The sequence below is a fragment of the Haloarcula sediminis genome (genome assembly GCF_035656455.1).
Classification (GTDB): domain Archaea; phylum Halobacteriota; class Halobacteria; order Halobacteriales; family Haloarculaceae; genus Haloarcula; species Haloarcula sediminis.
The window spans coordinates 197,286-219,748 of the sequence record NZ_JAYMGA010000007.1 but is presented as its reverse complement, the minus strand read 5'-3'; the positions used below and the strand labels follow the sequence as shown (position 1 = coordinate 219,748).

Annotated in this window: 21 protein-coding genes; 10 read left to right on the top strand and 11 right to left on the bottom strand. The window is 65.2% G+C overall.

What is annotated here, in order from left to right:
* Positions 1-77 precede the first annotated feature (77 nt).
* Positions 78-992, top strand: a complete 915-nt coding sequence (gene mdh / locus VJ162_RS13615; protein WP_324665057.1) for a malate dehydrogenase — start codon at positions 78-80, stop codon at positions 990-992.
* A 12-nt stretch (positions 993-1,004) separates the two neighbouring features.
* Here the strand turns inward: mdh and VJ162_RS13610 are convergent, their stop codons facing one another.
* The 3 genes from VJ162_RS13610 to VJ162_RS13600 are packed head-to-tail and all read right to left on the bottom strand — an operon-like array spanning position 1,005 to position 2,688.
* On the bottom strand, positions 1,005-1,658 hold the full coding sequence (locus tag VJ162_RS13610; RefSeq protein ID WP_324665056.1) for an OapC/ArvC family zinc-ribbon domain-containing protein: 654 nt from the start codon (positions 1,656-1,658) through the stop codon (positions 1,005-1,007).
* Positions 1,658-2,041, bottom strand: a complete 384-nt coding sequence (locus tag VJ162_RS13605) for a DUF2073 domain-containing protein (RefSeq protein WP_262179170.1) — start codon at positions 2,039-2,041, stop codon at positions 1,658-1,660. Before VJ162_RS13605 ends, VJ162_RS13610 begins: the two co-directional genes overlap by 1 nt.
* 5 nt (positions 2,042-2,046) lie before the next feature.
* Entirely contained in the window at positions 2,047-2,688 is a 642-nt protein-coding gene (locus VJ162_RS13600; RefSeq protein WP_324665055.1) for an Era-like GTP-binding protein, read from the bottom strand.
* A 1,209-nt stretch (positions 2,689-3,897) separates the two neighbouring features.
* Between VJ162_RS13600 and VJ162_RS13595 the strand changes: the two genes are divergently transcribed.
* On the top strand, positions 3,898-5,442 hold the full coding sequence (locus VJ162_RS13595; protein WP_324665054.1) for a Cdc6/Cdc18 family protein: 1,545 nt from the start codon (positions 3,898-3,900) through the stop codon (positions 5,440-5,442).
* Positions 5,443-5,521: 79 nt separating this feature from the next.
* Here VJ162_RS13595 and VJ162_RS13590 read toward each other — a convergent pair whose 3' ends face one another.
* On the bottom strand, positions 5,522-6,175 hold the full coding sequence (locus tag VJ162_RS13590; protein ID WP_324665053.1) for a S26 family signal peptidase: 654 nt from the start codon (positions 6,173-6,175) through the stop codon (positions 5,522-5,524).
* 103 nt (positions 6,176-6,278) lie between these two features.
* Here VJ162_RS13590 and VJ162_RS13585 point away from each other — a divergent pair, with 103 nt between their 5' ends.
* The 3 genes from VJ162_RS13585 (at position 6,279) to VJ162_RS13575 (ending at position 9,814) form a co-directional block, all read left to right on the top strand.
* A complete protein-coding gene (locus VJ162_RS13585) occupies positions 6,279-7,847 on the top strand; it encodes a DNA-directed DNA polymerase II small subunit (RefSeq protein ID WP_324665052.1) in 1,569 nt (522 codons plus the stop codon).
* Positions 7,848-8,201: 354 nt separating this feature from the next.
* Positions 8,202-9,491: an O-acetylhomoserine aminocarboxypropyltransferase/cysteine synthase family protein gene (locus VJ162_RS13580; protein ID WP_324665051.1), complete on the top strand. Its 1,290-nt coding sequence runs from the start codon at positions 8,202-8,204 to the stop codon at positions 9,489-9,491.
* 182 nt (positions 9,492-9,673) lie between these two features.
* Positions 9,674-9,814, top strand: coding sequence for a hypothetical protein (locus VJ162_RS13575; RefSeq protein WP_324665050.1), 141 nt, complete (start codon positions 9,674-9,676; stop codon positions 9,812-9,814).
* A gap of 3 nt (positions 9,815-9,817) precedes the next feature.
* Here VJ162_RS13575 and VJ162_RS13570 read toward each other — a convergent pair whose 3' ends face one another.
* From VJ162_RS13570 to VJ162_RS13555, 4 genes are all read right to left on the bottom strand, one after another.
* Entirely contained in the window at positions 9,818-10,501 is a 684-nt protein-coding gene (locus VJ162_RS13570) for an HAD family hydrolase (RefSeq protein ID WP_324665049.1), read from the bottom strand.
* A gap of 62 nt (positions 10,502-10,563) precedes the next feature.
* Positions 10,564-12,765 (bottom strand): ATP-dependent DNA helicase, encoded by a 2,202-nt coding sequence (locus VJ162_RS13565; RefSeq protein ID WP_324665048.1) that lies wholly within the window; start codon positions 12,763-12,765, stop codon positions 10,564-10,566.
* Positions 12,766-12,815: 50 nt separating this feature from the next.
* The gene (locus VJ162_RS13560) at positions 12,816-13,175 is read right to left on the bottom strand and encodes an SHOCT domain-containing protein (protein WP_324665047.1); all 360 of its coding nucleotides are present in this window, start codon (positions 13,173-13,175) and stop codon (positions 12,816-12,818) included.
* A 105-nt stretch (positions 13,176-13,280) separates the two neighbouring features.
* Positions 13,281-14,249: a cation diffusion facilitator family transporter gene (locus VJ162_RS13555; RefSeq protein ID WP_324665046.1), complete on the bottom strand. Its 969-nt coding sequence runs from the start codon at positions 14,247-14,249 to the stop codon at positions 13,281-13,283.
* Between the two features lie 66 nt (positions 14,250-14,315).
* On the opposite strand from VJ162_RS13555, the gene VJ162_RS13550 reads away from it, so the two are divergent.
* A complete protein-coding gene (locus tag VJ162_RS13550; RefSeq protein WP_324665045.1) occupies positions 14,316-14,825 on the top strand; it encodes a metallophosphoesterase in 510 nt (169 codons plus the stop codon).
* Positions 14,826-14,883: 58 nt separating this feature from the next.
* Positions 14,884-15,015 carry a DUF7859 family protein gene (locus tag VJ162_RS13545; RefSeq protein ID WP_268899159.1) on the top strand — a complete coding sequence of 44 codons (132 nt, stop codon included), beginning with the start codon at positions 14,884-14,886 and terminating at the stop codon, positions 15,013-15,015.
* A 16-nt stretch (positions 15,016-15,031) separates the two neighbouring features.
* Here the strand turns inward: VJ162_RS13545 and VJ162_RS13540 are convergent, their stop codons facing one another.
* Positions 15,032-16,954 (bottom strand): methyl-accepting chemotaxis protein, encoded by a 1,923-nt coding sequence (locus VJ162_RS13540; protein ID WP_324665044.1) that lies wholly within the window; start codon positions 16,952-16,954, stop codon positions 15,032-15,034.
* Positions 16,955-17,172: 218 nt separating this feature from the next.
* Here VJ162_RS13540 and VJ162_RS13535 point away from each other — a divergent pair, with 218 nt between their 5' ends.
* Both VJ162_RS13535 and VJ162_RS13530 read left to right on the top strand, forming a co-directional pair.
* Positions 17,173-18,252, top strand: a complete 1,080-nt coding sequence (locus tag VJ162_RS13535; protein WP_324665043.1) for an aminopeptidase — start codon at positions 17,173-17,175, stop codon at positions 18,250-18,252.
* A gap of 202 nt (positions 18,253-18,454) precedes the next feature.
* The gene (locus tag VJ162_RS13530) at positions 18,455-18,829 is read left to right on the top strand and encodes a YccF domain-containing protein (RefSeq protein WP_324665042.1); all 375 of its coding nucleotides are present in this window, start codon (positions 18,455-18,457) and stop codon (positions 18,827-18,829) included.
* On the opposite strand, the gene VJ162_RS13525 is transcribed toward VJ162_RS13530, so the two are convergent.
* On the bottom strand, positions 18,826-19,668 hold the full coding sequence (locus VJ162_RS13525) for a DUF1109 domain-containing protein (protein WP_324665041.1): 843 nt from the start codon (positions 19,666-19,668) through the stop codon (positions 18,826-18,828). The genes VJ162_RS13530 and VJ162_RS13525 overlap by 4 nt on opposite strands.
* Before the next feature lie 264 nt (positions 19,669-19,932).
* Positions 19,933-20,961, bottom strand: a complete 1,029-nt coding sequence (locus VJ162_RS13520; RefSeq protein ID WP_324665040.1) for a radical SAM protein — start codon at positions 20,959-20,961, stop codon at positions 19,933-19,935.
* Between the two features lie 149 nt (positions 20,962-21,110).
* Here VJ162_RS13520 and VJ162_RS13515 point away from each other — a divergent pair, with 149 nt between their 5' ends.
* Positions 21,111-22,433, top strand: coding sequence for an MFS transporter (locus tag VJ162_RS13515; protein WP_324665039.1), 1,323 nt, complete (start codon positions 21,111-21,113; stop codon positions 22,431-22,433).
* The last annotated feature ends 30 nt before the right edge of the window (positions 22,434-22,463 follow it).

Sequence of the window (22,463 nt, the reverse complement as noted above, 5' to 3'; positions counted from 1 at the left end):
GTGGTACGCACCGGGAGAGGAAAGGCGGGGGAGAAAAAGAAGCGTTTACCTCCCCGCGGCCACCATTTCCACTCGGTATGACAAAGGTAAGCATTGTCGGTGCGGCCGGGACCGTCGGTGCCGCTGCGGGCTACAGTATCGCGCTGCGGGACATCGCCGACGAACTCGTCTTCGTCGACATCCCCGACAAGGAGGAAGACACCGTCGGACAGGCCGCGGACGCGAACCACGGCATCGCCTACGACTCGAACACCACGGTCCGACAGGGCGACTACGCCGACACCGCCGGCTCGGACGTGGTCGTCATCACGGCCGGCATCCCGCGCCAGCCCGGCCAGACCCGCATCGACCTCGCGGGCGACAACGCGCCCATCATGGAGGACATCCAGTCCTCGCTGGACGAACACAACGACGACTACGTCTCCCTGACCACCTCCAACCCCGTCGACTTGCTGAACCGCCACCTCTACGAGGCCGGCGACCGCTCGCGGGAGCAGGTCATCGGCTTTGGCGGCCGGCTGGACTCGGCACGCTTTCGCTACGTGCTGGCCGAGCGCTTCGACGCGCCGACGACCAACGTTGAGGCGACCATCCTGGGCGAACACGGCGACGCACAGGTCCCGGTGTTCTCGAAGGTCCGCGTCGACGGCCGCGACCCCGAGTTCTCGGCCGACGAGCGCGAGGAGATCCTCTCTGACCTCCAGGAGTCGGCGATGGACGTCATCGAACGCAAGGGCGCGACCGAGTGGGGGCCGGCACGGGGTGTCGCCCACATGGTCGAGGCCATCCTGCGGGACACCGGCGCGGTGTTCCCGGCGTCGGTCAAGCTAGAGGGGGAGTTCGGTCACGATGACACCGCCTTCGGCGTTCCGGTCCGGCTGGGCAGCGACGGAGTCGAGGAGATAATCGAGTGGGAACTCGACGACTACGAACAGGAGCTGATGGCCGAGGCCGCCGAAAAACTCGAAGAGCAGTACGACAAAATCTCGTAGGGCGGTCGACAGCTACTCCCGGATGGTCTCCGGGACCTGAATGGAGTAGTGGCCGTCCTCCTGCAGGGCGACGATGTACTCCTCGCGGTCGTACAGCTCCATCAGGTTCAGCTCGTACTGGCCGGGCGCGACGACCTTGACCGACTCGAACTGGCTGTTTAGCTCCTCGCGCAGTTCCTTGAGGTCCGGTCGGTCTTGCGTGTCGTCGGTCGGCGGTTCGACCGACGCCGCCGAGTCGGCGCCCGCCGGCTCGACCTCGCGGTCGCCCTCGCCCGTGTGGTCGGGCAGTTCGTCCGGGGAGACGACCTCCCCGCGAGCGCTCGCCTGCGCGGAGTTTTCCGTCCCAGCGGGACCGGCCTCTATCTGTCCGTCCGTCCCGGTCGGAGCGTCGGCGCTGTCGGCCGCTCTGGCACCGACGCCCGGCTCACCGTCCGAACCGCCGACGAGGTCCCGCACCGTCGCCGCCGTCTTGCCGACCGTCTTCGCGACAGTGCTGTTTCCGCCCGGTGGTTCTGGCGGCTCCGGCGGGTCCTCCGCGGGGGGTGAGCTATCGCCCCCCTCGGGGCGGAACTGGAACTTGTTGCCGCCGCAGTTCGGACAGCCAGACAGCATCTCCTGTGAGCCGTCCTCGAACCCGCGGCCGCAGTTCGTACACTGGTGTGGCATTATTTCCGGGAGACCAGCGCGCTGATGAGGTTCTTGTCCTTGTGAAGCGTCTCTATCTGGTTGGCCGGCCCGATGACCGTGAGTTTCTTCGTGGACTCCTTGCCCATGATGCGGTCCAGCAGGCTCGCGTCGGCCGCCTCGGACTTGGGGTAGGTCTCTATTTCGATGCCGTTGAACTCGTCGGGGCTTATCTCGGTCATGGTGACCTCGATGAGTTTGGACTCCTCGTCGGGGGAGAGCCCCTCTTCGAGGATGACGATGTTGCCGTCCCGCACGCCGTCGAGGATGAGCCGAATCTTCTCCATCGAAGTCAGGCCGTCCATTCGCTCGCCGCTGATGAGGTCGATCTGGACGCCGTCGCTTGGGTCTTTCACTTCTGCCATCTATATCACCCGAAGTACTCCGCTATCTTGTCGTAGACCTCGTCCATGTTGTCCCCTTCTAGGGCCGACAGCGGGATGGTCTCGTGTTGTGGGTAGGCGTTGCGGATGCGCTGGACCGACGAGTCCTCGAGGTCGATCTTGTTCGCGAGAATCAGGACCGGGAGGTCCTGACTCTCGATGATGCCGATGAGCATCGTGTTGACCTGTGTGAAGGGGTCCGTCGAGGAGTCGAGCACGTAGATGACGCCGTCGACATCCTCGCGGAGCCAGTGCATCGCCTCGGCGACGCCTTCGGTGGCCTCGCGGGAGCGACGCACCGCGTCGTCTTTCTCCATGTCGTGTTCGAGGAACTCGGTGTAGTCGACTTTCGTCGTCACGCCGGGCGTGTCGACGATGTCGATGGTCACCGTCTTGCCGTCGCGCTCGATTTCGACGTTCTCCTTCCGACGGGCCCGCCGTGTCTCGTGGGGTACGTGACTCTCCGGGCCGACGGCGTCGCCGGTCCAGTCACGCGCGATGCGGTTCGCGAGCGTTGTCTTGCCCGCGTTGGGCGGTCCGTAGATGCCGATACGCTTCGGGTCTTCCTCCGAGAACAGCGTCGACGCCGCCCTCGAAATCGAATCTTTGAGATTTGTGAGCAGTCCCATCCTATCCTCCCGCCGCCCGGGCGTGCCGGTCTGGCGGCTTCTACCTCCAAGAGATGCGGGAATTCACTTAAGACTACGTCAGACAAATAAAATCGAACTGATAATTCTGGCGGACCGAGCCGGAGGGGTCTGAATCTGGCGTTCCAGCCGAAACAGGGGGTGAACTGGTACGTAACTAGCGGCGAAGCGTGGACTACGACGAGAGCGCGTCGTCGAGGACAGTCCGGTAGAGAGCGACAAGGACGAAACAGCCGGCGAGGACGGCCCAGACGTATCCGTTTCAGCTGGGTCGTAACTCTGAGCGGGGGATGAGAACACAGGGCAGGTAGAACAGCGGGTGAGACAGGAACGGGAGAAAAGCGGTGCGGACAGGAAACGGTCCCCTGCCAGTGCGAGGCGGAGCCAACATCTGGTCTAGGAGCCGACAGGAGCACGCCACTGTCGGGTGTTGAGGAAAAGGGATGGGAAGCCCCCCACCCCTTCGTTTCAGGTGGAACGGGACACAGACACGGGGCCACCCCCGACGCGACGGACGTTCGAAGGGTGAACGGACCGGAGTGGACGCGAGCTAAACTAGGGATTTCACGGTGAAAGAACTCTCTACAAGCAGTATAGTCTAGAAAGAGCTAGTAGAATTTCTTTTTCTTTCTAGTGCGGATTTGGTTATATAGTATAGGATATAAACCTTTCCTAGACTAGACAGCAACTCCAGTTCGCTCTGACCCCCACCCACCCTTCTTCTCCGTTCCACCCGAAACGAAGGGGTGGGGGGGTCTAGTCGTCATCGTGGTACTCCCTCTCAAGAATCTGCGGAGCACGCCGGTGGACCGCCCTATCGCGCTGACAGCGCGGCTCGCCGCTCCGCGCCACTCGAACCGACCCGCCCCGGGTTCCCGTGCAACCGGACAACGACCCAAGTTCGAACTGAAACGAACCGCTCTCGTCGCTGTCCCGTCCGGAGGTTCTATCGCCAGTCTGGTCGTTCCACGGCCCGTCGCTCTCTCCGGTCCACCCCCAGTTCCCGTCCACCCCCAGAGCCAGTTGGACCGAAATATTTAATATTCATTCAGCCACGGGTTCATGTGGTTCAACTGGACGCACCCGTGTGGGCGGAAACGCCCAGAGAGTGGCCGAAACAGGCTCCTCACGTCCAATCTAGCGGTCCGCAGGCGCCACTCCACCTGAAACGATGGGGTCAACTTCCCGAGTATGACTGATTCAAACGACGACCCGGAGGCGACTATCGACCCGGACGAGGATGTCGGTGATTCGACAGCGCTCGGTTCGACGGACGACCAATCGGTGTCGGACCTCGACGATGTCGTCCTCGACAATCTCGACACAGGCACGGGCGAGACCTCCGACGAGGCCTCCCGTGGCCTCTTCGACGACCTGCTCGAGGGCGAACCTATCTTCGAGAACAAGGAGGTCCTACGACCTTCGTATACGCCCCACAAGCTCCCCCACCGCGAGGAGCAGATAAACAACATGGCGACTATCCTCGTTACCGCACTGCGTGGGGACACGCCATCGAACATCCTCATCTACGGGAAGACGGGGACCGGCAAGACCGCGAGCGCGAAGTTTGTCAGCGAGGAACTGGAGACCACATCCCAGAAGTACGAGGTCCCCTGCGAGGTCGAGTACATCAACTGCGAGGTGACCGACACCCAGTACCGGGTGCTGGCCCAGCTCGCGAACAAGTTCATCAACAAGAACATAGACGTCATCGACGAGCGCATCGACGACTTGGAGCAACTCCGGTCGCGCGCGAGAGAGGACACGAGCGAGCTCGCCGACAGCGATTACGACTCGCTGGCGGCGCTCGACGACGCTATCGACGAGCTCGAAGCGGAGAAAGACGAGTTCGAGGAGGTCCCCATGACCGGGTGGCCGACCGACCGCGTCTACAGCTCCTTTTTCGACGCCGTCGACTACCACGAGCGCGTCGTCGTCATCATGCTCGACGAGATAGACAAGCTCGTCGAGAAGTCGGGCGACGACACCCTCTATAACCTCTCCCGGATGAACTCCGAGCTGGAGAATTCCCGGGTCTCCATCATGGGCATCTCGAACGACCTGAAGTTCACCGACTTCCTGGACCCGCGCGTAAAGTCCAGCCTCGGCGAGGAGGAGATCGTCTTCCCGCCCTACGACGCCAACCAGCTGCGGGACATCCTCCAGGCCCGCGCCGACGTGGCGTTCAAGGGCGACGCGCTCACCGACGATGTCATCCCGCTGTGTGCGGCCTTCGCCGCACAGGAACACGGCGACGCCCGCCGGGCGCTGGACCTGCTCAGAACGGCCGGCGAACTCGCCGAGCGCGACCAGATCGACGACGTCGAGGAGGACCACGTCCGCCAGGCCCAGGAGAAAATCGAACTGGACCGCGTGGTCGAGGTCGTCCGCACTCTCCCGACCCAGTCGAAAATCGTCCTCTTTGCCATCATTCTCTTGGAGAAAAACGGCGTCCACAACATCAACACCGGCGAGGTGTTCAACATCTACAAGAACCTCTGTGCGGAGATCGACGCCGATGTCCTCACACAGCGTCGCGTCACGGACCTCATCTCCGAACTCGATATGCTGGGCATCGTCAACGCCGTCGTCGTCTCGAAGGGCCGCTACGGTCGGACCAAGGAGATATCCCTGTCGGTGCCGACCGAGGAGACCGAAGCCGTGCTCCTCAGTGACTCCCGACTGGGTGACATCGACGACGTGCAGCCGTTCGTCCAGGCCCGCTTCGACAACTGATGCTGTCGCCCGTTGGCCGAGTGGCGGGCACGCCGCTTCCCACGAGCGGATGCACGTCCGTCGGTTCCCGACGGCGCCCCTAGCCGGCCGTCACGGACGCCGGCTGTGTCCCCTGATTCCAGCCGAGGCGAATCTCCCCCAGCAGCGGGACCCGGTACTCGGCGGTGCCGATGACCCACTCGGGTTTCACGGGCTCGCTGATCGGGTTCGAACCGACCTGGTCGTAGTTCGTGTTAGACCGCTCGTTGTCCCCTTTCGTGATGAACCCGTCGTGGGGCGCTGGACAGTTGGCTAGCTCCGAGCAGTTGTCGGCACCCCCGACAAACCCGGACTCGGCGCGGCTGTACCAGTTTTCCCCGTCCTCGACGTAGAGCATCGCCCGGTGGATGATTGGTGTCCGCCGCTCGTTCCCGTCGGGTTCGTAGACGATGACATCACCGGGTTGCTGGAAGCGCACGTACCTATCCCCGCGCTGTTCCGTCACGACACCGTGGACCGCGTTCGGGCCCTCGAACCGCTCTTCTTCCATCACGAACACGAGGTCACCCTTCTCGATGTGTGGGTCCATACTCGCGCTCTCGATGGCCACGAGCGGCGGCCAGACGCCGCTGACGGTAAAGAGCAACAGGCCGACCAGGATAACGGCGCCGGCGCTCCCGACGATGTCCATCCCGTACTGGACGAACTGTGGCGGCTCGTCGTCGTTCGACGGCGGCCCGTCGTCACCGGACATTCGTACTACGATTACCGGGAGGCGGGCAATCAACGTTCCGTTGTGGCAATCGCTTCCGGCGCTGTCCGCTAGCCTTTTGCGGACCGACGCGTTGAGAGCTACTGTGCCGCTCTCGACCCCGGCCCGGATCGTCAGCGAACTAGCCAGCCGCGGCTACAACGCCGAACCCGAGGCGGTCACGCGGCTGGCCGGCGCGCCGGAGTCGGCGGCCGCGCTCGAACGCGCACTGGAAACGATGCCCGACGACGCGCTGAAGCTCACCGTCGACCACGTCGACTCGGTGCTCGACCGGTCGGAATCGCGGGCCGAGGCCACGGCGGGGCCCCGGGGCGATGCCGACAGCCAGACCGGGCCGACGACCGCCGAAGACCCCTCTGTTTCAACTGGAACCACGGACCCGGAGTCGACAGACAGAGGGAACGTCACTCCAGTTGAAACGAAGGGGTCTCGTGACGTCGATCTCTCCAAGCGTGCCATCGAGGTCGCAAACGACATGACGGGCCACTCAACCGGGACCGGTGAGTACCAGGACTTCGTCAACGTGTTCCGCGACCGCTACGAGAAGCTCGCGAGCAAGCTCCGGGGCCGGGTAAACCATCGGCCGACCGACGCCATCGAGAACATGGGCGGGGGAAGCGAGGCCGCCCTCATCGGGATGGTCTCGGACATCCGCTCGACCGCCAGCGGCCACTGGCTAGTCGAACTGGAAGACACCAACGGGACCTTCCCGTGTCTCGTGATGAAAGACCGCCCCATCGCCGACCTCGTACAACAACTACTGCTTGACGAGGTCATCGCCGTCGACGGGACCCTGGCCGACGACGCCGGCATCCTGTTCGTCGACTCACTGCACTTCCCCGACGTGCCCCGGACGCACTCCCCCTCGACTGCCGACCGGCCGGTTCAGGCCGCGCTCATCTCCGACGTCCACGTCGGCAGCCAGGAGTTCATGGCCGACGCCTGGCACCGCTTTACCGACTGGCTCCACACCGAAGAGGCCGAACACGTCGAGTACCTGCTCATCGCCGGCGACATGGTCGAGGGCGTCGGCATCTACCCCGAACAGGACAAGGAGCTCGACATCATCGACATCTACGAGCAGTACGAGCAGTTCTCGGAGTACCTCAAGGAGGTGCCCGGCGATATGGAGATTCGCATGATTCCGGGCAATCACGACGCCGTCCGCCTGGCCGAACCACAGCCGGGTTTCGACGAGGAGCTGCGGGACATCATGTCCGCTCACGATGCCTCGGTTCACTCGAACCCGGCCCTCGTCACCGTCGAGGGGGTCACTATCCTCATGTACCACGGCGTCTCGCTGGACGAGGTCATCGCCGAGCTCCCCGACGAGAAAGCCAGCTACGAGGAGCCCCACAAGGCGATGTACCAGCTCCTGAAGAAGCGCCACGTCGCGCCCCAGTACGGCGGCCACACCCGGCTCGCGCCCGAAGACAGGGACTACCTCGTCATGGAGGAGGTCCCCGACGTGTTCCACACCGGCCACGTCCACAAGCTCGGGTGGGGGAAGTACCACAACGTGCTGGCGCTGAACTCGGGCTGTTGGCAGGCCCAGACCGAGTTCCAGAAATCGGTCAACATCGACCCCGACGCCGGCTACGCGCCGATTCTCGATCTGGACACGCTGGATATGACGGTCCGGAAATTCACCTAGACCCCACTTTTTGCACCGTCACGAGCGCGGCTCTGCCGCGCTCGTTCGGGCAAAAACTTGGGAAAAACCGCTGCGTGCTCCTTTTGCGCGGCGGAGCCGCGCGCCAGTCCGCGCGCTGCGGTCGAACCGGCGGCTCCGCCGCCGGATACTTTTTGCGACAGCCTGCCCTTCCCCGTCTTCGCGCGATGAAACGCGGTCACGGCCACAGCGTCGGTGTCCCGGAACGGTTCTCGCTACTTGTGGATGTCCCAGTGTCGTCATCAACTGACCCGCAAATTCGCCGCAATCGGCGACCACCGGCCGCTGTCGCCGCTCAGTAGGGAATTAAGGGGGTACCCGTTTAAGACCGTCTGTATGAGCGACGACCACGGATTCGAGACAGACGCCTTGCACGTCGGCCAGGAAGAGCCGGACAGCGAAGCCCGCGCGCGGGCGCCGCCGATCTACCAGACGACTTCGTACGTCTTCGAGGACGCGGAAGACGCGGCCGCACAGTTTGCACTTGAAAAGCCGGGCCACATCTACTCGCGGCTGATGAACCCCACCGTCTCCCAGCTCCAGGAACGGCTGGCCACACTCGAAGGCGGGGTGGGTGCCGTCGCCACCGCGTCGGGGATGGCCTCGCTGAACCTGGCCACGTTCCTGCTTGCGGACGTGGGCGACAACGTCGTCACCGCCTCCTCGCTCTATGGCGGCACCTACACCTACTACACCCACACCGCGCCCCGAAACGGCGTCGAGACCCGCTTTGTCGACACGCTCGATTACGACGCCTACGCCGAGGCCATCGACGAGGACACCGCCTACGTCCACTGTGAGACCATCGGCAACCCCGCGCTGGTGACGCCGGACCTCCAGCGGCTGGCCGACATCGCCCACGACCACGGGGTCCCCTTCTTCGTGGACAACACCTTCGCGACACCGTATCTCTGCAACCCCATCGAACACGGCGCGGACCTCGTCTGGAACTCCACCACGAAGTGGATTCACGGCCACGGCACCACCGTCGGCGGCGTTCTCGTCGACGGGGGGTCGTTCCCCTGGGACGAGCACAGCGAGAAGTACCCCGAGATCGCCGGCGACAACCCCGCCTACCACGGCGTCAACTTCGAGGAGCGCTTTGGCGACGCCGCGTTCACCTACGCCGCCATCGCCCGCGGGCTGCGGGACCTGGGTTGCCAGCAGTCCCCCTTCGACGCCTGGCAGACGATGCAGGGCCTGGAGACCCTGCCGGCGAGGATGGACCGCCACTGCGACAACGCCATGGCCGTCGCGGAGTTCCTCTCGGACCACCCCGAGGTCTCGTGGGTCACCTACCCCGGGCTGGAGGACCACGAGACCCACGAGGCCGCGAGCGAGTATCTGGACGGCGGCTACGGCGGCATGATAACGTTTGGCCTCGAAGCCGGCTACGACGCCGCCCGCTCGACTGTGGAGTCGACCGAGATAGCGTCACTGCTTGCCAACGTCGGCGACGCGAAGACGCTCATCATCCATCCCGCAAGCACGACACACCAGCAACTCACCGACGAGGAGCAGGCCGCCGCCGGCGTCACCCCCGACATGGTCCGCCTCTCCGTCGGGACCGAGGCCGTCGACGACATCATCGCCGACCTCGACCAGGCCATTACGGCGTCGTCGTAGCGCCCCGTCCCCGATCGCTGTCGACTTTTTGTTGTCCCGAAGAACGGACTATTTTGTGCTGTATAACGATATATTGGCGCACATTATGCTTGTCCGTCTAACTAAGGGAGTTAGAATATCTGATACCAAAGAAATAAGTCGGCTCGACTCGAACGTTGTCACACGTCCGGGAGCTGTCCCCCATGCCCGTGCTCAAGCGACTCACGAACGCGCTCGGCGGCCGCAACGAATCCTACGTCTGTCGGTTCTGTCGGCTCACTTTCGAGCGGGAGCGTCGCAACTGCCCGGCCTGTGGCTGTGGCCCGATAGAACCAGACCGCTGAGAGCTACAGCACGTCCCGCTTTTCCAGCAGCACGTACAGCTCGTCCATCGTCGACACCGTCACGTCACAGGCCGGTTCGACGGCGGGTTTCGGCTCGAAACCGATTGAGAGTCCGGCCACTTCGAGCATCGGCAGGTCGTTGGCGCCGTCGCCGACGGCGATGGTCTCCTCGCGGTCCTCGCCGACGATGGCCGTCGCGACCTCCAGGGCGTCGTCTTTGGTCCCCTCGATGAGCGGACCGCGGACGTTCCCGCTGAGCACTCGCGGGCGCTGTCCGCTCGTGTCTTCCGAGGCGGTATCCGCCTCGCTCTTCCCGTCGACGACGGGCAGGCGGTTGGCGACGATGGCGTCGACCTCGACGCCCTCCCTTTCGAGTGCGGCTTCCACGCCGCGCTCGAACCCGCCGGTCAGAATCGCGACGTAGTGACCGGCCTCGCGAAGCGCCGCGATGACCTCGCCCGCGCCGGGGCGCAGTCGGACCTCGTCGAAGGCGGCCTGTGCCTGTTCGTCGGGCAGGTCCGCAAGCAGCTCACACCGCTGGCGCAGGCTCTCGGCGTACTCGATCTCGTTGTTCATCGCCCGCTCGGTGATATCGGCCATGTCCCCGGCGGTGCCGTTTTGCTCGCCCAGCAGCACAGTCATCTCCGAGTCCGAGAGGGTCCCGTCGAAGTCGAACGCGACTAGCATTGCCCGGTGATAGCGCGGCAGGGGTTTCAAACTATCCGGTTTCGAACCGAACGGATACCGAACTACGGCTTGGGCGGCGGGCCGTCGTACGCGCCCATGTCCTGATAGAAGTTCAGCAACGCGAACTTCAGCTTCTCCGGGCCGATGTCGACCATCTCCTTTCGCTCCTCGGGCGGGAACCGGCCCCGGACGGCGTAGTCGTGCATTTCCATCTCGGCGGCCTCGGTGTAGCGTTTGTCGAGCAGGATGCGGGCGCCGAAGTCCTCGGGCGAGCGGACCACCCGGCCGACGGCCTGTCGGGTCTTGCGGACCGTCGGAATCTCGACGGCGTAGCGCCAGCCGGCCTCGTCGTCGTTCGAGGACTCCCGAGGGTCATCCTCGCTGTCCCCGAACGCCGTCTGGTAGGCCTCCTGAACCGCTTCCATGCGGTCGTCGAGGTGGGGGTAGGGGACCCCGAGCACCACGACGGTCCGGGCGTCGTCGCCGTCGTAGCTCACGCCCTCGCCCAGGGTGCCCCACAGCGAGGTAAAGAGGACGGCGCCGTCGTCGTCGGTGAAAGCCGACCGCAGGTCGCGGGCCTGTGTGCCCGGTTCGTCCAGGTAGCGGGTCCCGCTGACGGCGACCATCTGGTGGTACCGCTCGGCCTCGCTGTAGGAAGGACAGAACACGAGCGTGTTGCCCGGGGTAAAGCGGATGATGTCTTCGAGCGTCCGCGCTATCGTCCGCTGGGTCTCGGGGTCGTCGCGCTCGCTCGAAAACAGCGCGGGCCCGGAGACGGCGTAGGTCCGCCGGCGCTCCTCGGGGAACTGGTCGCCGTAGGCCATCGTCACGGGGTCGTCCAGGCCGACGACGTCCTCGGTCACGTCGAACGGGCGCAGCGTCGCGCTCATCAGGACGGCGGCGTGCAGGTCGTCGAACAGCTCGCGGGTCACCTGTTCGGGGATGCAGGTGTAGAGTTCGGCGCGGCCATAGACCTCGCCCGAGGATTCGTCCCGGCGGACGCTGACGACGGGGTACTGTCCGGTGGCGTCCGATTCGGAGAGCCAGTCGGCGAGAAAGCCGGCGGCCTGGAGCGTCTGGCACTCCTTGCGGGTGTCCAGCTCTCCCTCCTTGAACTGTTCCTCGTAGCGCTCGTCTAGCTCCCGGCCCAGGTCCAGGGCGAGGTCGACCTCCTCGTGAAAGCCCGGGCCGCTGTAGCCTTCGAAGAAGGCGAGTGTCAGATCGTCTTTCCGGTCGTCGTTGGCGATGGTGATGTCGTCCCAGTGTTCGTCGACCGCTTCTCTGTCACCGAACCCGAAGGCGTCCTCGTAGGTCTCGACCAGCGCGTCCCGAAAGGCTCCGAGCACGTTCGCCGCGTTCTCGGCCCGCGCGTCCTCGACCCCGGAGAGCTCCTCTATGGCCTGGTCGAGGGTGTTCTCGGTGAGGGTTCGGCGGGCGTGGTCCCGCGCCGCGGACTCGACGTTGTGGGCCTCGTCGAAGACGGCGATGATGTCCTCGGGGTCCCGGCCGATCCAGCGGAAGAACTGCTCGCGGATGGTCGGGTCCAGCAGGTGGTGGTAGTTGCAGACGACGAGGTCGACGCCCTCCATCCCCTCTTTGAGCAGCTCGTACCCACACATGCCGCGGTCGCCGGCGTACTCGTAGACGTCGTCGGGCGTGCGGACGTCGTCGTAGAGCCAGGCGTAGAAGTCGCTGGTGTCGACGGTGAGATTCCGGTAGTAGTGGTCACACGTCGAGCGCTCGCTCTCCAGTTCTTCCATCTCCTCTTGCAGGTCGCGCAGCTCCTCGACGACGGCGTTTCGGGCCTCCATCGCCTCGCTGTCGCCCTCCTGGCCCGCCGCCAGCAGCTCCCCCTCGCGCTCTTCGAGCTGGGCGATGTCTTCCTCCACGTCGACGAGTTCCCGCGTGGTGTCCCGAAGGGCCTGACACTCCTCGTAGTCCACGTCGATGTGACACATCGACCCCTTCCCGCGGAAGACGACCGCGCGAAGCCGCTCCTGGTCGGTGATGGCGCGGGCGTCCTCGACGAACTGGCGCATCTGCTGGTGGACGTTGGTCGTGATGACGACGGTCTTGCCCGTCTCGCGGGCGTGTTCCAGCGCCGGCACGAGCGAGGCCAGCGTCTTCCCCGTCCCGCAGGCCCCCTCGAAGAGGACGTCGTCGCCCTCCGAAAGGGCCTCGTAGATGGTTGCCATCGCCTCCCGCTGGTGGTCGTAAGGCTCGTCGTAGGGGAAAAAGCGGAGATAGCCGTCGTCTGTCGTCACTGGAGATGGGTTGGCCGTTCTCGGGCAAAAGGGTTCGGTCGCCCGTGGACTCAGTGGCGCTCCTCCAGTCGCTCGCGCCGCCGTTCGAACTCCTCGTCGTCGATGTCCCCGCGGGCGTACCGCTCCTTGAGCGTCGACAGCGCGTCGTCGCTGCCGTCGCCGCCGGACCGCGCCAGCAGGGCGTAGCCGGCGACCCCACCCAGAACTGCGAGCGCGGGCCACAGGAACCAGGCGCCCCAGCCCATGCCCCACCCCATCCCGTCGTGGGTCCCCATCACGCCGTCGTGGTGGTGGGCGCCGTCGTCGCCGGCGTGTGCGGCGACCGGCCCGCTCGCCGCGACTACTAGGACCAGGCCGACGACCGCGAGCCGGACGATACGACCGAGCGCGTCTCTGGCACTGTCGTCCATACGGTTAGCTACGCCGTCCCCGTTCACCTCGGTTGTGGTTAACAATCCAAAGTCTGAGACTGTGAGTTGCTACTTCCCGAAAACAAACGCGGCGAGCCGGGAGGCTCAGGCGGATTCCGGCTCGATGTACACCTTCCGGATGTCCCCGTTAGTGGCTTTCAGTTCGTCCTCGATACTGGTGATGGCGTCGTCTATCGACTCGGTTTCGAGCCCGTCGCGGAAGGCGATATCCGCGGAGACGATGACCTCGTTGGGGCCGAAATACACCGTCCGGAAGTCGACGATAGAGTCGACGTGCTCGTTGGCGGTGATGACGTCGCGCAGCCGCTTGCCCTCGTCGGCCGGGAGGCTCTCGCCCAGCAGGAGCCGCTTGTTCTCCCAGGCCAGCGCCAGGGCAAAGCCCATCAGCATGATGCCGATGAGCACTGCCGAGAGCTGGTCGTAGAACGGGTTGTCGGTCACCTGTGCGAGGACGAGCCCCGCGAGCGCGATGATAATCCCCAGCAGCGCGATGGTGTCCTCGGTCAGCGCGGTCAGGGTGGTCACGTCGCTTGTCTTGCGGAACGCCTCGCGGTAGCTCCCCCAGTCGTTGCGTTTCATCTGGCGCTGCATCTCCGCACGGGCCTTGTAGAGCGCCCACGTCTCGAAGGCGAAGGCCCCAAGCAGGACGGTGTAGTTGACCCACAGCGGGTCGAGCCACGCCGGGGGCGTATACTGGATGAACAGGAAGTCGATGCCGCCGCTGCCACCGCCGTGGCCGCCGTGGCTCGTGATCTCGTTGTAGCCGTGTTTCAGGCTCTCCCAGCCGGCGATTCCGAAAAGAAACACGGAGACGAGAAAGCTATAGAAAAACTGCGACTTGCCGTAGCCAAAGGGGTGCTGTCGGTCCGCTTCCCGGCCCGAAAAGCGGATGCCGATGAGGAGGAACACCTGGTTGCCAGTATCGGAGATGCTGTGGTAGGTCTCAGAGAGCATCGCCGCGCTCCCGGTGAGGAGGAAGCCGAAGAACTTCAGGATGGCAATGGCTCCGTTGGCGACGAGCGCTGCCATGACGACTGATTTGCTGCCTGCCATTATCTCCTTCTCTCGATGACAGGTGAAAGTGGTTCTGGATTTACGGCTGGAGGTCCAAGGAAGCGCATGCTCACCGTCATCTCCGACACGCACGGCACCGACGAGCACCGTCTGACCGGCCGCACTCTCGATGCGGTCCGGGATGCGGACCGCGTGGTCCACGCCGGCGATTTCATGACCAAAGCGGTCTACGATGCCATCGAGGCCGAAGCGAGTGCGCTCACCGCCGTCGCCGGCAACAACGAGCGGCCGCCGTTGCGCGAGCGCCTGCCCGCCGAAGCGTCCGTCGAATGGAACGGGTACCGGCTGCTGGTCGTCCACGGCCACCGTCACTCCGACACCGCACTCGGCGTGCTGGCCCGGCAGGAAGACGCCGACATCGTCGTCGTTGGTCACTCCCACCGCCCCGAACTCGGCGAACTTGACGGTCGCCTGCTGGTCAACCCCGGGAGCTACGCCGACCCCCGTCGCTACCGGCCGGCCCACGCCGAACTCGTCGCGGATGCGGGGACACTGCGGGCCCGCCTGCGCTCGCCCGACGGCGAGACGTTTGAGACGGTCACGCGGTCGCCGTGAGAGGCGCCGGCCGCGTGCCGGCGAAACCTCTTTGTCCGGTGGCCCTCAACCGTCGACAATGATAGAGGTCGGGCTACTCACCTGGGTGCTTCTCGCCCTCGTGCTGGGCTTTTTCTTTTTTATGTACCTGATGGTCCGCCGGTCCATCCTCGGCTTCAAAGAGGGGATGCAAGGCGGCCGCGAGAAGTAGGCCCCGCGCTCGGCGGTCACATATCCGCTGGCTGTGGCTTCCCCTGGTGGCTCCCGTCGAACTGCCCAGTCCCGACTGTAAAGACGCCGACGAGTTCCTCCAGTTCGCCGGCCCGGTCGGAGATGGCCGACGCGTTGGCGCTGATCTCGTCTATCGACGCCGACTGCTCCTCGACGGCGGTCGAAACGTCGCTGGCCTCCGCCGCGACAGCCGTCGTTATCTCGGCTATCTCGTCGACCATCGAGACGACCTCCTGACTGCTCGCGGACTGTCGCTCGGTCGCGTCACTGATCTCCTGGATTCCGTCGGCAGTCTGTCTCGCCTCCGCTACCACTTGCTCGAAGGCGTCGGCCACCTCGGTGACCGCCTCGATTTCCCTGTCCATCAGCTCGCTTGCGTCTTCGACCTCCGCGGCAACTGTCCGGGTCTTTCTCTGGACCGTCTCGATCTGTGACTGGATGTCACTCGCCGACGCCTGGGTCTCCTCGGCCAGTTGCTTCACCTCGTCTGCGACCACCGCAAACCCGTCACCGCCCGCCCCGCCGTCGCCGGCCCGGGCCGCTTCGATGCTCGCGTTCAACGCGAGCATGTTCGTCTGGTTCGCAATGTCTGCAATCAGGTCAGTTATCTCGGCGATGGTCTCCATCTCCGCCTCCAGTTCGTTGACCGTTTGGGCCGTCGAGTCGATAGCCGCCTTGACGCGTTCGGCGTCCGACGTCATCGTCTCGGTCAGCTCCTGTCCGTCGGTGGCGACGCTTTTCATCTGTTGGGAGGCCTCAGCGACCTGCTGGGACGACGCCGCGATCTCCTGTACCGCCGCCGAGAACTCGCTTACCTCGGTGGCCACCTCGCTGACCATCTCCTGTTGGTCGTCGGTCCCGGCGGCGATCTCCTGCATCGATTCGCTCACATCGTCGCTTGCGGTCGCCACCTGCTCCGTACTGCTGTCGGCTGCCTCCGCCCGCTGCTGTACGTCGTCCGCGAACGACTGGATGTCGCTCACTGTCGACTCGATGTCGCCCAGCATGTCGTTGAACGTGCTTCCGATGGCGGCCATCGCCTCGTTGTCCCTGTCGGCGTTCACCCGGACTGTGAGGTCCCCGTTTGCGGCCCGCTCCATGGTCGTCTGGAACTCCTCGGCCGTCTGTCGCAGCTCCTCGTTTACTGCCTCGACCGTCTCGCGCTTCTCGACGGCGTCGGCTTTGAGCGCCTCCGCTTCGGACCGCTTTGCCGCTATCTCCGCCTGTTTCGCCTGGAGGTCCTCTATCTCGGTGGCCCGCTCCCGGGCCCGTTTCAGTTCCTGCTGTGCGTTCTGACGGGACCGCTCGATAGAACTCAGATGGACTGTCAGCGCGACCGAGAGGAAGGTGACAAACAGCCCGTGGATAATCGCCCAGACCCACGGGTTCACCTGCGCAGCCGTGTGGTTGTAGACGCTGGCGGGGTCTATCGTCCCGAACAGGACGTGGGTTGCGACCACGTAGCCGATACCGATACCGAACGGGAGCCAGTCCTCGTAGATAGTGATTATCCCGACCGCGACGAAGAAGTGGAAATGCGCCTCGATGTAGCCCCCGGAGAAACGCACCAGCGCCAGCGAACAGAACGCGAGTGCCGTGACCCCAAGCACCGTCCGCAACCGACGGCTCAGCCTCGGGACCGCGGCCACAGCCGAGAGTGCGGCGATGACCGCGGGCAACCCGAGGAGCTCCGCAAGCGAAAGCGCCGGCAGCGTCGCCCCGGTCACGGCGGACTCCGTCCCCTCCAGCAGGCCGATAGCGAGCAACACCGGGATATGCAACAGCACTACCACGAGGAAGTACTTGTGGCGAGTTCGCCACGTCTCCGCCGGAATTGTCTCGCCGTTGGGAATAAAATTCAGCAGTTCGACCGGGAGGGAGTCGCTGTGTGTCCCGCTGTACCTCTCTAATCGTCCCATACATAGAGGCATCTGTGGTAATTAATGTACGTGTTGCCAAAACTGTTATACGTGATGACACCCGTCCCGGACGGCTGGCCGGCCTGCTACTGCTCGTAGCGTATCCCCGGTAGCGTTGGCCCCGCGGTCGGCGCCCACCGGTACATCGCGACACTATCCGTGGCTGTGTCGACCGCGCGCGCCGAAAAGAGTTTGCCGGCGAGGCCGGACCCACACGTATGGACCCGCGAATCCGCGAACACGCGTCCGTCATCGTCGACCACTCGATCAACCTGGAGGCCGGCGACGACCTCGTCATCGACGCCCACCCCGTCGCAGAGGACCTCGTCGTCGCGCTCCACGAACTCGCCGCCGACCGCGGCGCCAACCCGCTGGTCGTCCAGGACCGCCTGGGCGAGCGCTATCAGCGGGCGTTCCTCCGCAATCGCGAGGAGTTCGAGACCCCTGGCCACATGGAGGCGCTGTACGAGGCGATGGACAAGTACATCGCCATCCGGGCAAACGCCAACGTCACCGAGACCAGCGACGTAGACCCCGAGACCAACGCCGCCTACCAGCAGGCGATGCAACCGCTGCTCTCGGAACGGCTCTCGAAGCCGTGGTGTCTCACGCAGTACCCCGCCGCGGCCAACGCCCAGCTCGCGGGCATGTCCACCGAGGCCTACGAGGACTTCGTCTGGGACGCCGTCAACAAGGACTGGGACGCGGTGCGAGCGCACCAGTCCCAGATGGTCGATATCTTAGACCCCGCAGAGGAGGTCCGCATCGTCTCCGGCGACACCACCGACGTTCGGATGTCCGTCGCCGGCAACCCGACGCTCAACGACTACGGCGAGAAGAACCTCCCCGGCGGCGAGGTCTTCACTGCCCCGGTCGCCGACAGCGTCGAGGGCGAGGTGCTGTTCGACAAACCGCTGTACCACCAGGGCCGGGAGGTCACCGACGTCTACCTCCGCTTTGAGGGCGGCGAGGTCACGGAGCACAGCGCCGGCAAGAACGAGGACCTCCTGTCGGAAGTGCTCGACACCGACGAGGGCGCCAGCCGGCTGGGCGAACTCGGCATCGGGATGAACCGCGCCATCGACCGCTTCACCTACAACATGCTGTTCGACGAGAAGATGGGCGACACCGTCCATATGGCCGTCGGCCGCGCCTACGAGGACACCGTCGGCGAGGACAACGAACAGAACGATTCGGCGGTCCACGTCGACATGATCGTGGATATGAGCGAGGACTCGTTCATCGAGGTTGACGGGGAGCGGGTACAGGAGGACGGGACGTTCGTGTTCGAGGAGTAGCGAGGTTCCGAGTGCAGCGAAGAACCTCGTGCCGGAATGGGGAGCGAAGCGACCCGTGGCGGAGTAGCGAGGTCGGCGCATCGCGCCGACCTCGAACCGAAGCGGGGAACGGAGTGACCCCCGTGGAGTAGCGACCTCGACCGAAGCGGGGAACGCAGTGAGCCGTGGAGTCACTTATCTTCCTCGACGGTCAATCCGATATATGACCGACCGACCCTCACTGCTCGTCCGCGCCGTCTGGTTCGTCTTCGTCGGCTGGTGGCTGACCGGCCTCTGGCTCTCTGTCGCCTGGTTCCTGAACGTCACTATCATCGGTATCCCGCTGGGAATCAAGATGATAAACAAGGTGCCCTACGTCCTCTCGCTGAAGCAACGCGACCGGCTCGTCGACGAGACCGAGCGGCGGTCGCAGTACTCCATCCCCGTGCGAGCGGTGTGGTTCGTCTTCGTCGGCTGGTGGGCCAGCGGCGTCTGGACCGGTATCGCGTACGTCCTGACGCTGACTATCGTCGGTATCCCGCTTGCGGTGTGGATGTACAACAAGCTCCCCTTCGTGGTCTCGCTGTACAGCTACTAGTCCAGCCGTCGGTCCTCGCTGTCGACCGAGACCAGCAGCGTCGGCCGGTCGCGCTGGGCGCTGCAGTCCCCGCCGCGTTCGACGGCGTAGGTCACCGGCTCGGTCGCGTTCCGGTCTATCGGGAGGTCCGCGACGACGGGGAAGGTTCGGGTCGTCCCGCCGGCGATGGTGTCGGGCTGGGCGTAGCCCGGGTACTCGTAGGAGACGTACGGCTCGCGGTCGGGAGCGGTGTCGACGCCGACCAGACAGCCACTGAGCGACGGGAGCGAGAGCGCCCGGGTGAAGACGAAGTCGTTGCTCGCCGTCAGCGTCCCGACCTGCCGTTCCCGCTCGCTGTACGGCGACGGCCCGTCACCGACCGGTTGCACAGTGGCCGACGACTCGGTCGACAGGTCGTAGGTCACCCCGCCCCCGACGGCGTCGACGCCGACCAGCACGGCGCCGACGAGCAACAGCCCCACCGCGACGCCGACCGCCTGTCGCCGCGGCACCGCGATTTCGCCCGTCCGGAGCAGATAGCCCAGCGTGACGAACAGTCCCGCCGAGAACGCAAGCAGGAGGAAGGTCCCGGTCTCTCCGGGGCCGTACCGGAGGACGACGTAGCCGACGAAGACGACGTACGTGACACCCGAGAGGGCAAAGGCGACCACGTCAAGCACATCGCGCTGGACCGTGACACCGCCGAGAAACAGCGCGACGAACGCGAGAAAGAGCAGCGCCGCCTTGACGGTAATCGAGAGGCTGAACACGACGTCACGCGAGAAGTACAGGAGCGCCGCGGCGGCGAAGGCCACGCCGAGCGCGTACAGCAGCTTCCCGCTGTCGATGGAGAATCTCATGGAGGGCTTGTGTGCAGTGTCTCGACACGACAATATCAAAACCGGGGTCGAGACCGGCTGCGCCGGCAGCCGACCGCTCAGTCGTCCGCGGTAGCTCGCCTGCTACTTGCCCCGCTCGACAGCGGCGTCCACTCCACCTTTTTCATCGTCGCCCTTCCTCACTCGCTTTGCTCGTTGCGGTGAGGGCTCCTCGAAAAACGTGGGCGAAAAAGCGGGACCTCCCTCCGGTCGGTCCCGGGAAACGGCGGCGAAGCCGCCGTACAATCAGTCGTCCGCGGTAGCTCGCCCGCTACTTGCCCCGCTCGACAGCGGCGTCCGCTCGACCACGGTCCCGTCGTAGGTCGGGTACTGCTCGACGAGTTCGCCCTTTGGCACGTCGCCGTCCTCGACCATCTCCTCCAGCAGCCACCAGGCCAGCTCGACGTGGTCGGACTTGACCGCGTAGAAATCCTCGGGGACGCCAAGCTCTTTCAGCCGGGCCTCGCCCACCCACGCTTTCCCGTAGACGAGCGTGCCGTCCTCGGTGACGTCGTCGAACTCCCGGCGGATGTTCTTGGCCATCCGCTTGAGCCGGGAGCGGTGCTGGGCGGCGTCCTTGAAGACGCTCGTACAGAAGTACACCTTCTCGTGGTCGCCCATCTGTTCGAGGATATCGTGAGACCCCTCGACGGCGCTCATGTGGTCTTCCTTGAGTTCGAACCCCTCCTCCTGCATCCGGCGGTAGTTCCCGTCGGACATCTCGAACTCGTTGATGTTACAGAAGTCGGCGGCGCCCTCGTCTAAGAACTCGAGGAACTCCTCCTCGGCGCGGATGCCGGGAATCTCGAAGGCGGGAGTGAGTCCCTCCTCGCGGGCGATGTAGAGGATTTCCTCCCACTCGGTGCCGTGCATGTCGCCCCACAGCTCCAGGGGCGGGTGAAAACGGATCTCGTCCAGTCCGGCCTCGCTGAGCCGGCGCATGTTCTCGCGGCCGCCGGTGATACCCGTATACAGGTGGGTGTGGTGGTCCTCGCCGAACTCCTCTTTCAGCAGTTCCAGATAGTGACAGGTCCGGTCGAGGACTTCCTGTGGTTCGCCGCCCGTGATGGAGGTCCCCAGCGCGCTCATGCGCTTTGCCTCCTCGATGACGTCTTCGTCGTCCTCGATGGGACGCTCGTTTGCGTACATCTGGGTGACGTTCTTGCGGTTTTCCCCGAGGGGGCAGTAGAAGCAGTCCCGCTGGTCGCAGTAGCCATAGACGAACAGCACCATCTTCCCGCCCTTGGCGCACTGTTCGCAGCCCTCGGAGATCATCGTATACGCCTAGGACAGCGCCCAGCGGGAAAAAGCGTGCGCATCCACGTCGGTGTGGTGTGAGTCGACATGGGCCGACAGCGACTCCCACGTCCCTCGGCGTCTCGCCCTCCCGCGGCCTTATCCGGCTGGCAGCCCCACTTCGCGCCATGGACGCCGCCGCCCGCAGGCGCGGGCTCGCTATCGTGTTGGCCGTCGTCTTTCTGGACCTGCTTGGCTTCGGTATCATCATCCCCATCCTCCCCTACTACACCCGCTCGTTCTCGGGCGGGACGGAGTTCGTCATCGGGCTGCTCGCGGCCGCCTACTCGGCGATGCAGTTCGTCTTCGCGCCGCTTCTGGGGTCGCTGTCGGACCGCGTTGGCCGCCGGCCCGTCCTCGTGCTCTCGCTGTGTGGCTCTGTCGTCGCCTGGACCCTCTTCGGACTGGCCGAGGCGCTCTGGCTGCTCTTTGCCGCCCGAATGCTGGCCGGCGCGATGGGCGGGAACCTCTCGACGGCCCAGGCCTACGTCGCCGACGTGACGCCGCCGGAACGCCGGGCAACGGCGCTCGGGTACATCGGCGCCGCGTTCGGGCTGGGGTTCATCTTCGGGCCGGGCATCGGCGCCGTCCTGAGCTTCGACGCGACCGTCGCCGCCGTCGATTCGGTCGCCCCCGCCGCGATACCCGTCACCCGCTTTTCCCTGCCGAGCTTCGCGGCTGCCCTGTTCAGTCTCGGTGGCGTCGCCGTCGCGCTGGCCTTCCTGCCCGAGTCGCGGAGCCCGGACGCCGGGACCGGCCACTCCAGCCGTCCGTCGGCCGTCGCCCAGCTCCGGGCCCCGGTCGGCACCCCCGGCCTGCGGGAGCTACTGACCGCCTTCTTTCTCGTCTCCGTCGCCTTCTCGGGCGTGACGGTGATGTTCATCCCCTACGTTGCCGACATCTACGGCTACACGGCCACCCAGAGCGCGCTCTTGCTCACGTATATCGGCCTCCTCGCCGTCCTCACACAGGGGGTGCTCATCGGCCGGCTGACCGACCGCTACGGCCCGGTCCCGCTGGCCGTCGCGGGCGCGTCAGTGCTTGCCGCCGCCACGGGACTGCTCCCCTTTTCCCGCCCGCTCGGCGGACTGCTACCGGACCTCTCTGGGCTCGTCCCCGCTCTCACGCCCGACCTGCTGGGGCTGCTGGCGGTGCTCACTCTCCTCCCGGTCGGCAACGGCATCCTCTCAGTGACGCTGACGGCGCTGGTCTCCCAGCGGGCCAGCGCGGACCTGCAGGGAAGCGCCTTCGGCGTCACGCAGGGGGCCGGTAGCCTCGCTCGCACGGTCGGCCCGCCGGTGATGGGCGCTCTCTACGCCGGCGTCGGCTACTGGTCGCCGTTCGTCGTCGGCGGCCTGCTCCTGTTGCCCGTCGTCGCGCTGGTCGCCCGGCTGGGCCGCGACGCGGGGGCCGAAGACCCGCGGCCGGCCGACCCCGGCCACGTCAGATAGGCACGACGTTGATACCTGTCAGACCCTAAC

What these genes read in the sequence shown, in the direction of transcription:
- VJ162_RS13540 (WP_324665044.1), bottom strand. Translation starts at nt 16,954, where the DNA reads ATGGGACGATTAGAGAGGTACAGCGGGACACACAGCGACTCCCTCCCG.
- VJ162_RS13580 (WP_324665051.1), top strand. Translation starts at nt 8,202, where the DNA reads ATGAGCGACGACCACGGATTCGAGACAGACGCCTTGCACGTCGGCCAG.
- VJ162_RS13570 (WP_324665049.1), bottom strand. Translation starts at nt 10,501, where the DNA reads ATGCTAGTCGCGTTCGACTTCGACGGGACCCTCTCGGACTCGGAGATG.
- VJ162_RS13535 (WP_324665043.1), top strand. Translation starts at nt 17,173, where the DNA reads ATGGACCCGCGAATCCGCGAACACGCGTCCGTCATCGTCGACCACTCG.
- mdh (WP_324665057.1), top strand. Translation starts at nt 78, where the DNA reads ATGACAAAGGTAAGCATTGTCGGTGCGGCCGGGACCGTCGGTGCCGCT.
- VJ162_RS13530 (WP_324665042.1), top strand. Translation starts at nt 18,455, where the DNA reads ATGACCGACCGACCCTCACTGCTCGTCCGCGCCGTCTGGTTCGTCTTC.
- VJ162_RS13590 (WP_324665053.1), bottom strand. Translation starts at nt 6,175, where the DNA reads ATGTCCGGTGACGACGGGCCGCCGTCGAACGACGACGAGCCGCCACAG.
- VJ162_RS13550 (WP_324665045.1), top strand. Translation starts at nt 14,316, where the DNA reads ATGCTCACCGTCATCTCCGACACGCACGGCACCGACGAGCACCGTCTG.
- VJ162_RS13520 (WP_324665040.1), bottom strand. Translation starts at nt 20,961, where the DNA reads ATGATCTCCGAGGGCTGCGAACAGTGCGCCAAGGGCGGGAAGATGGTG.
- VJ162_RS13605 (WP_262179170.1), bottom strand. Translation starts at nt 2,041, where the DNA reads ATGGCAGAAGTGAAAGACCCAAGCGACGGCGTCCAGATCGACCTCATC.
- VJ162_RS13545 (WP_268899159.1), top strand. Translation starts at nt 14,884, where the DNA reads ATGATAGAGGTCGGGCTACTCACCTGGGTGCTTCTCGCCCTCGTGCTG.
- VJ162_RS13610 (WP_324665056.1), bottom strand. Translation starts at nt 1,658, where the DNA reads ATGCCACACCAGTGTACGAACTGCGGCCGCGGGTTCGAGGACGGCTCA.
- VJ162_RS13575 (WP_324665050.1), top strand. Translation starts at nt 9,674, where the DNA reads ATGCCCGTGCTCAAGCGACTCACGAACGCGCTCGGCGGCCGCAACGAA.
- VJ162_RS13515 (WP_324665039.1), top strand. Translation starts at nt 21,111, where the DNA reads ATGGACGCCGCCGCCCGCAGGCGCGGGCTCGCTATCGTGTTGGCCGTC.
- VJ162_RS13555 (WP_324665046.1), bottom strand. Translation starts at nt 14,249, where the DNA reads ATGGCAGGCAGCAAATCAGTCGTCATGGCAGCGCTCGTCGCCAACGGA.
- VJ162_RS13525 (WP_324665041.1), bottom strand. Translation starts at nt 19,668, where the DNA reads ATGAGATTCTCCATCGACAGCGGGAAGCTGCTGTACGCGCTCGGCGTG.
- VJ162_RS13600 (WP_324665055.1), bottom strand. Translation starts at nt 2,688, where the DNA reads ATGGGACTGCTCACAAATCTCAAAGATTCGATTTCGAGGGCGGCGTCG.
- VJ162_RS13560 (WP_324665047.1), bottom strand. Translation starts at nt 13,175, where the DNA reads ATGGACGACAGTGCCAGAGACGCGCTCGGTCGTATCGTCCGGCTCGCG.
- VJ162_RS13595 (WP_324665054.1), top strand. Translation starts at nt 3,898, where the DNA reads ATGACTGATTCAAACGACGACCCGGAGGCGACTATCGACCCGGACGAG.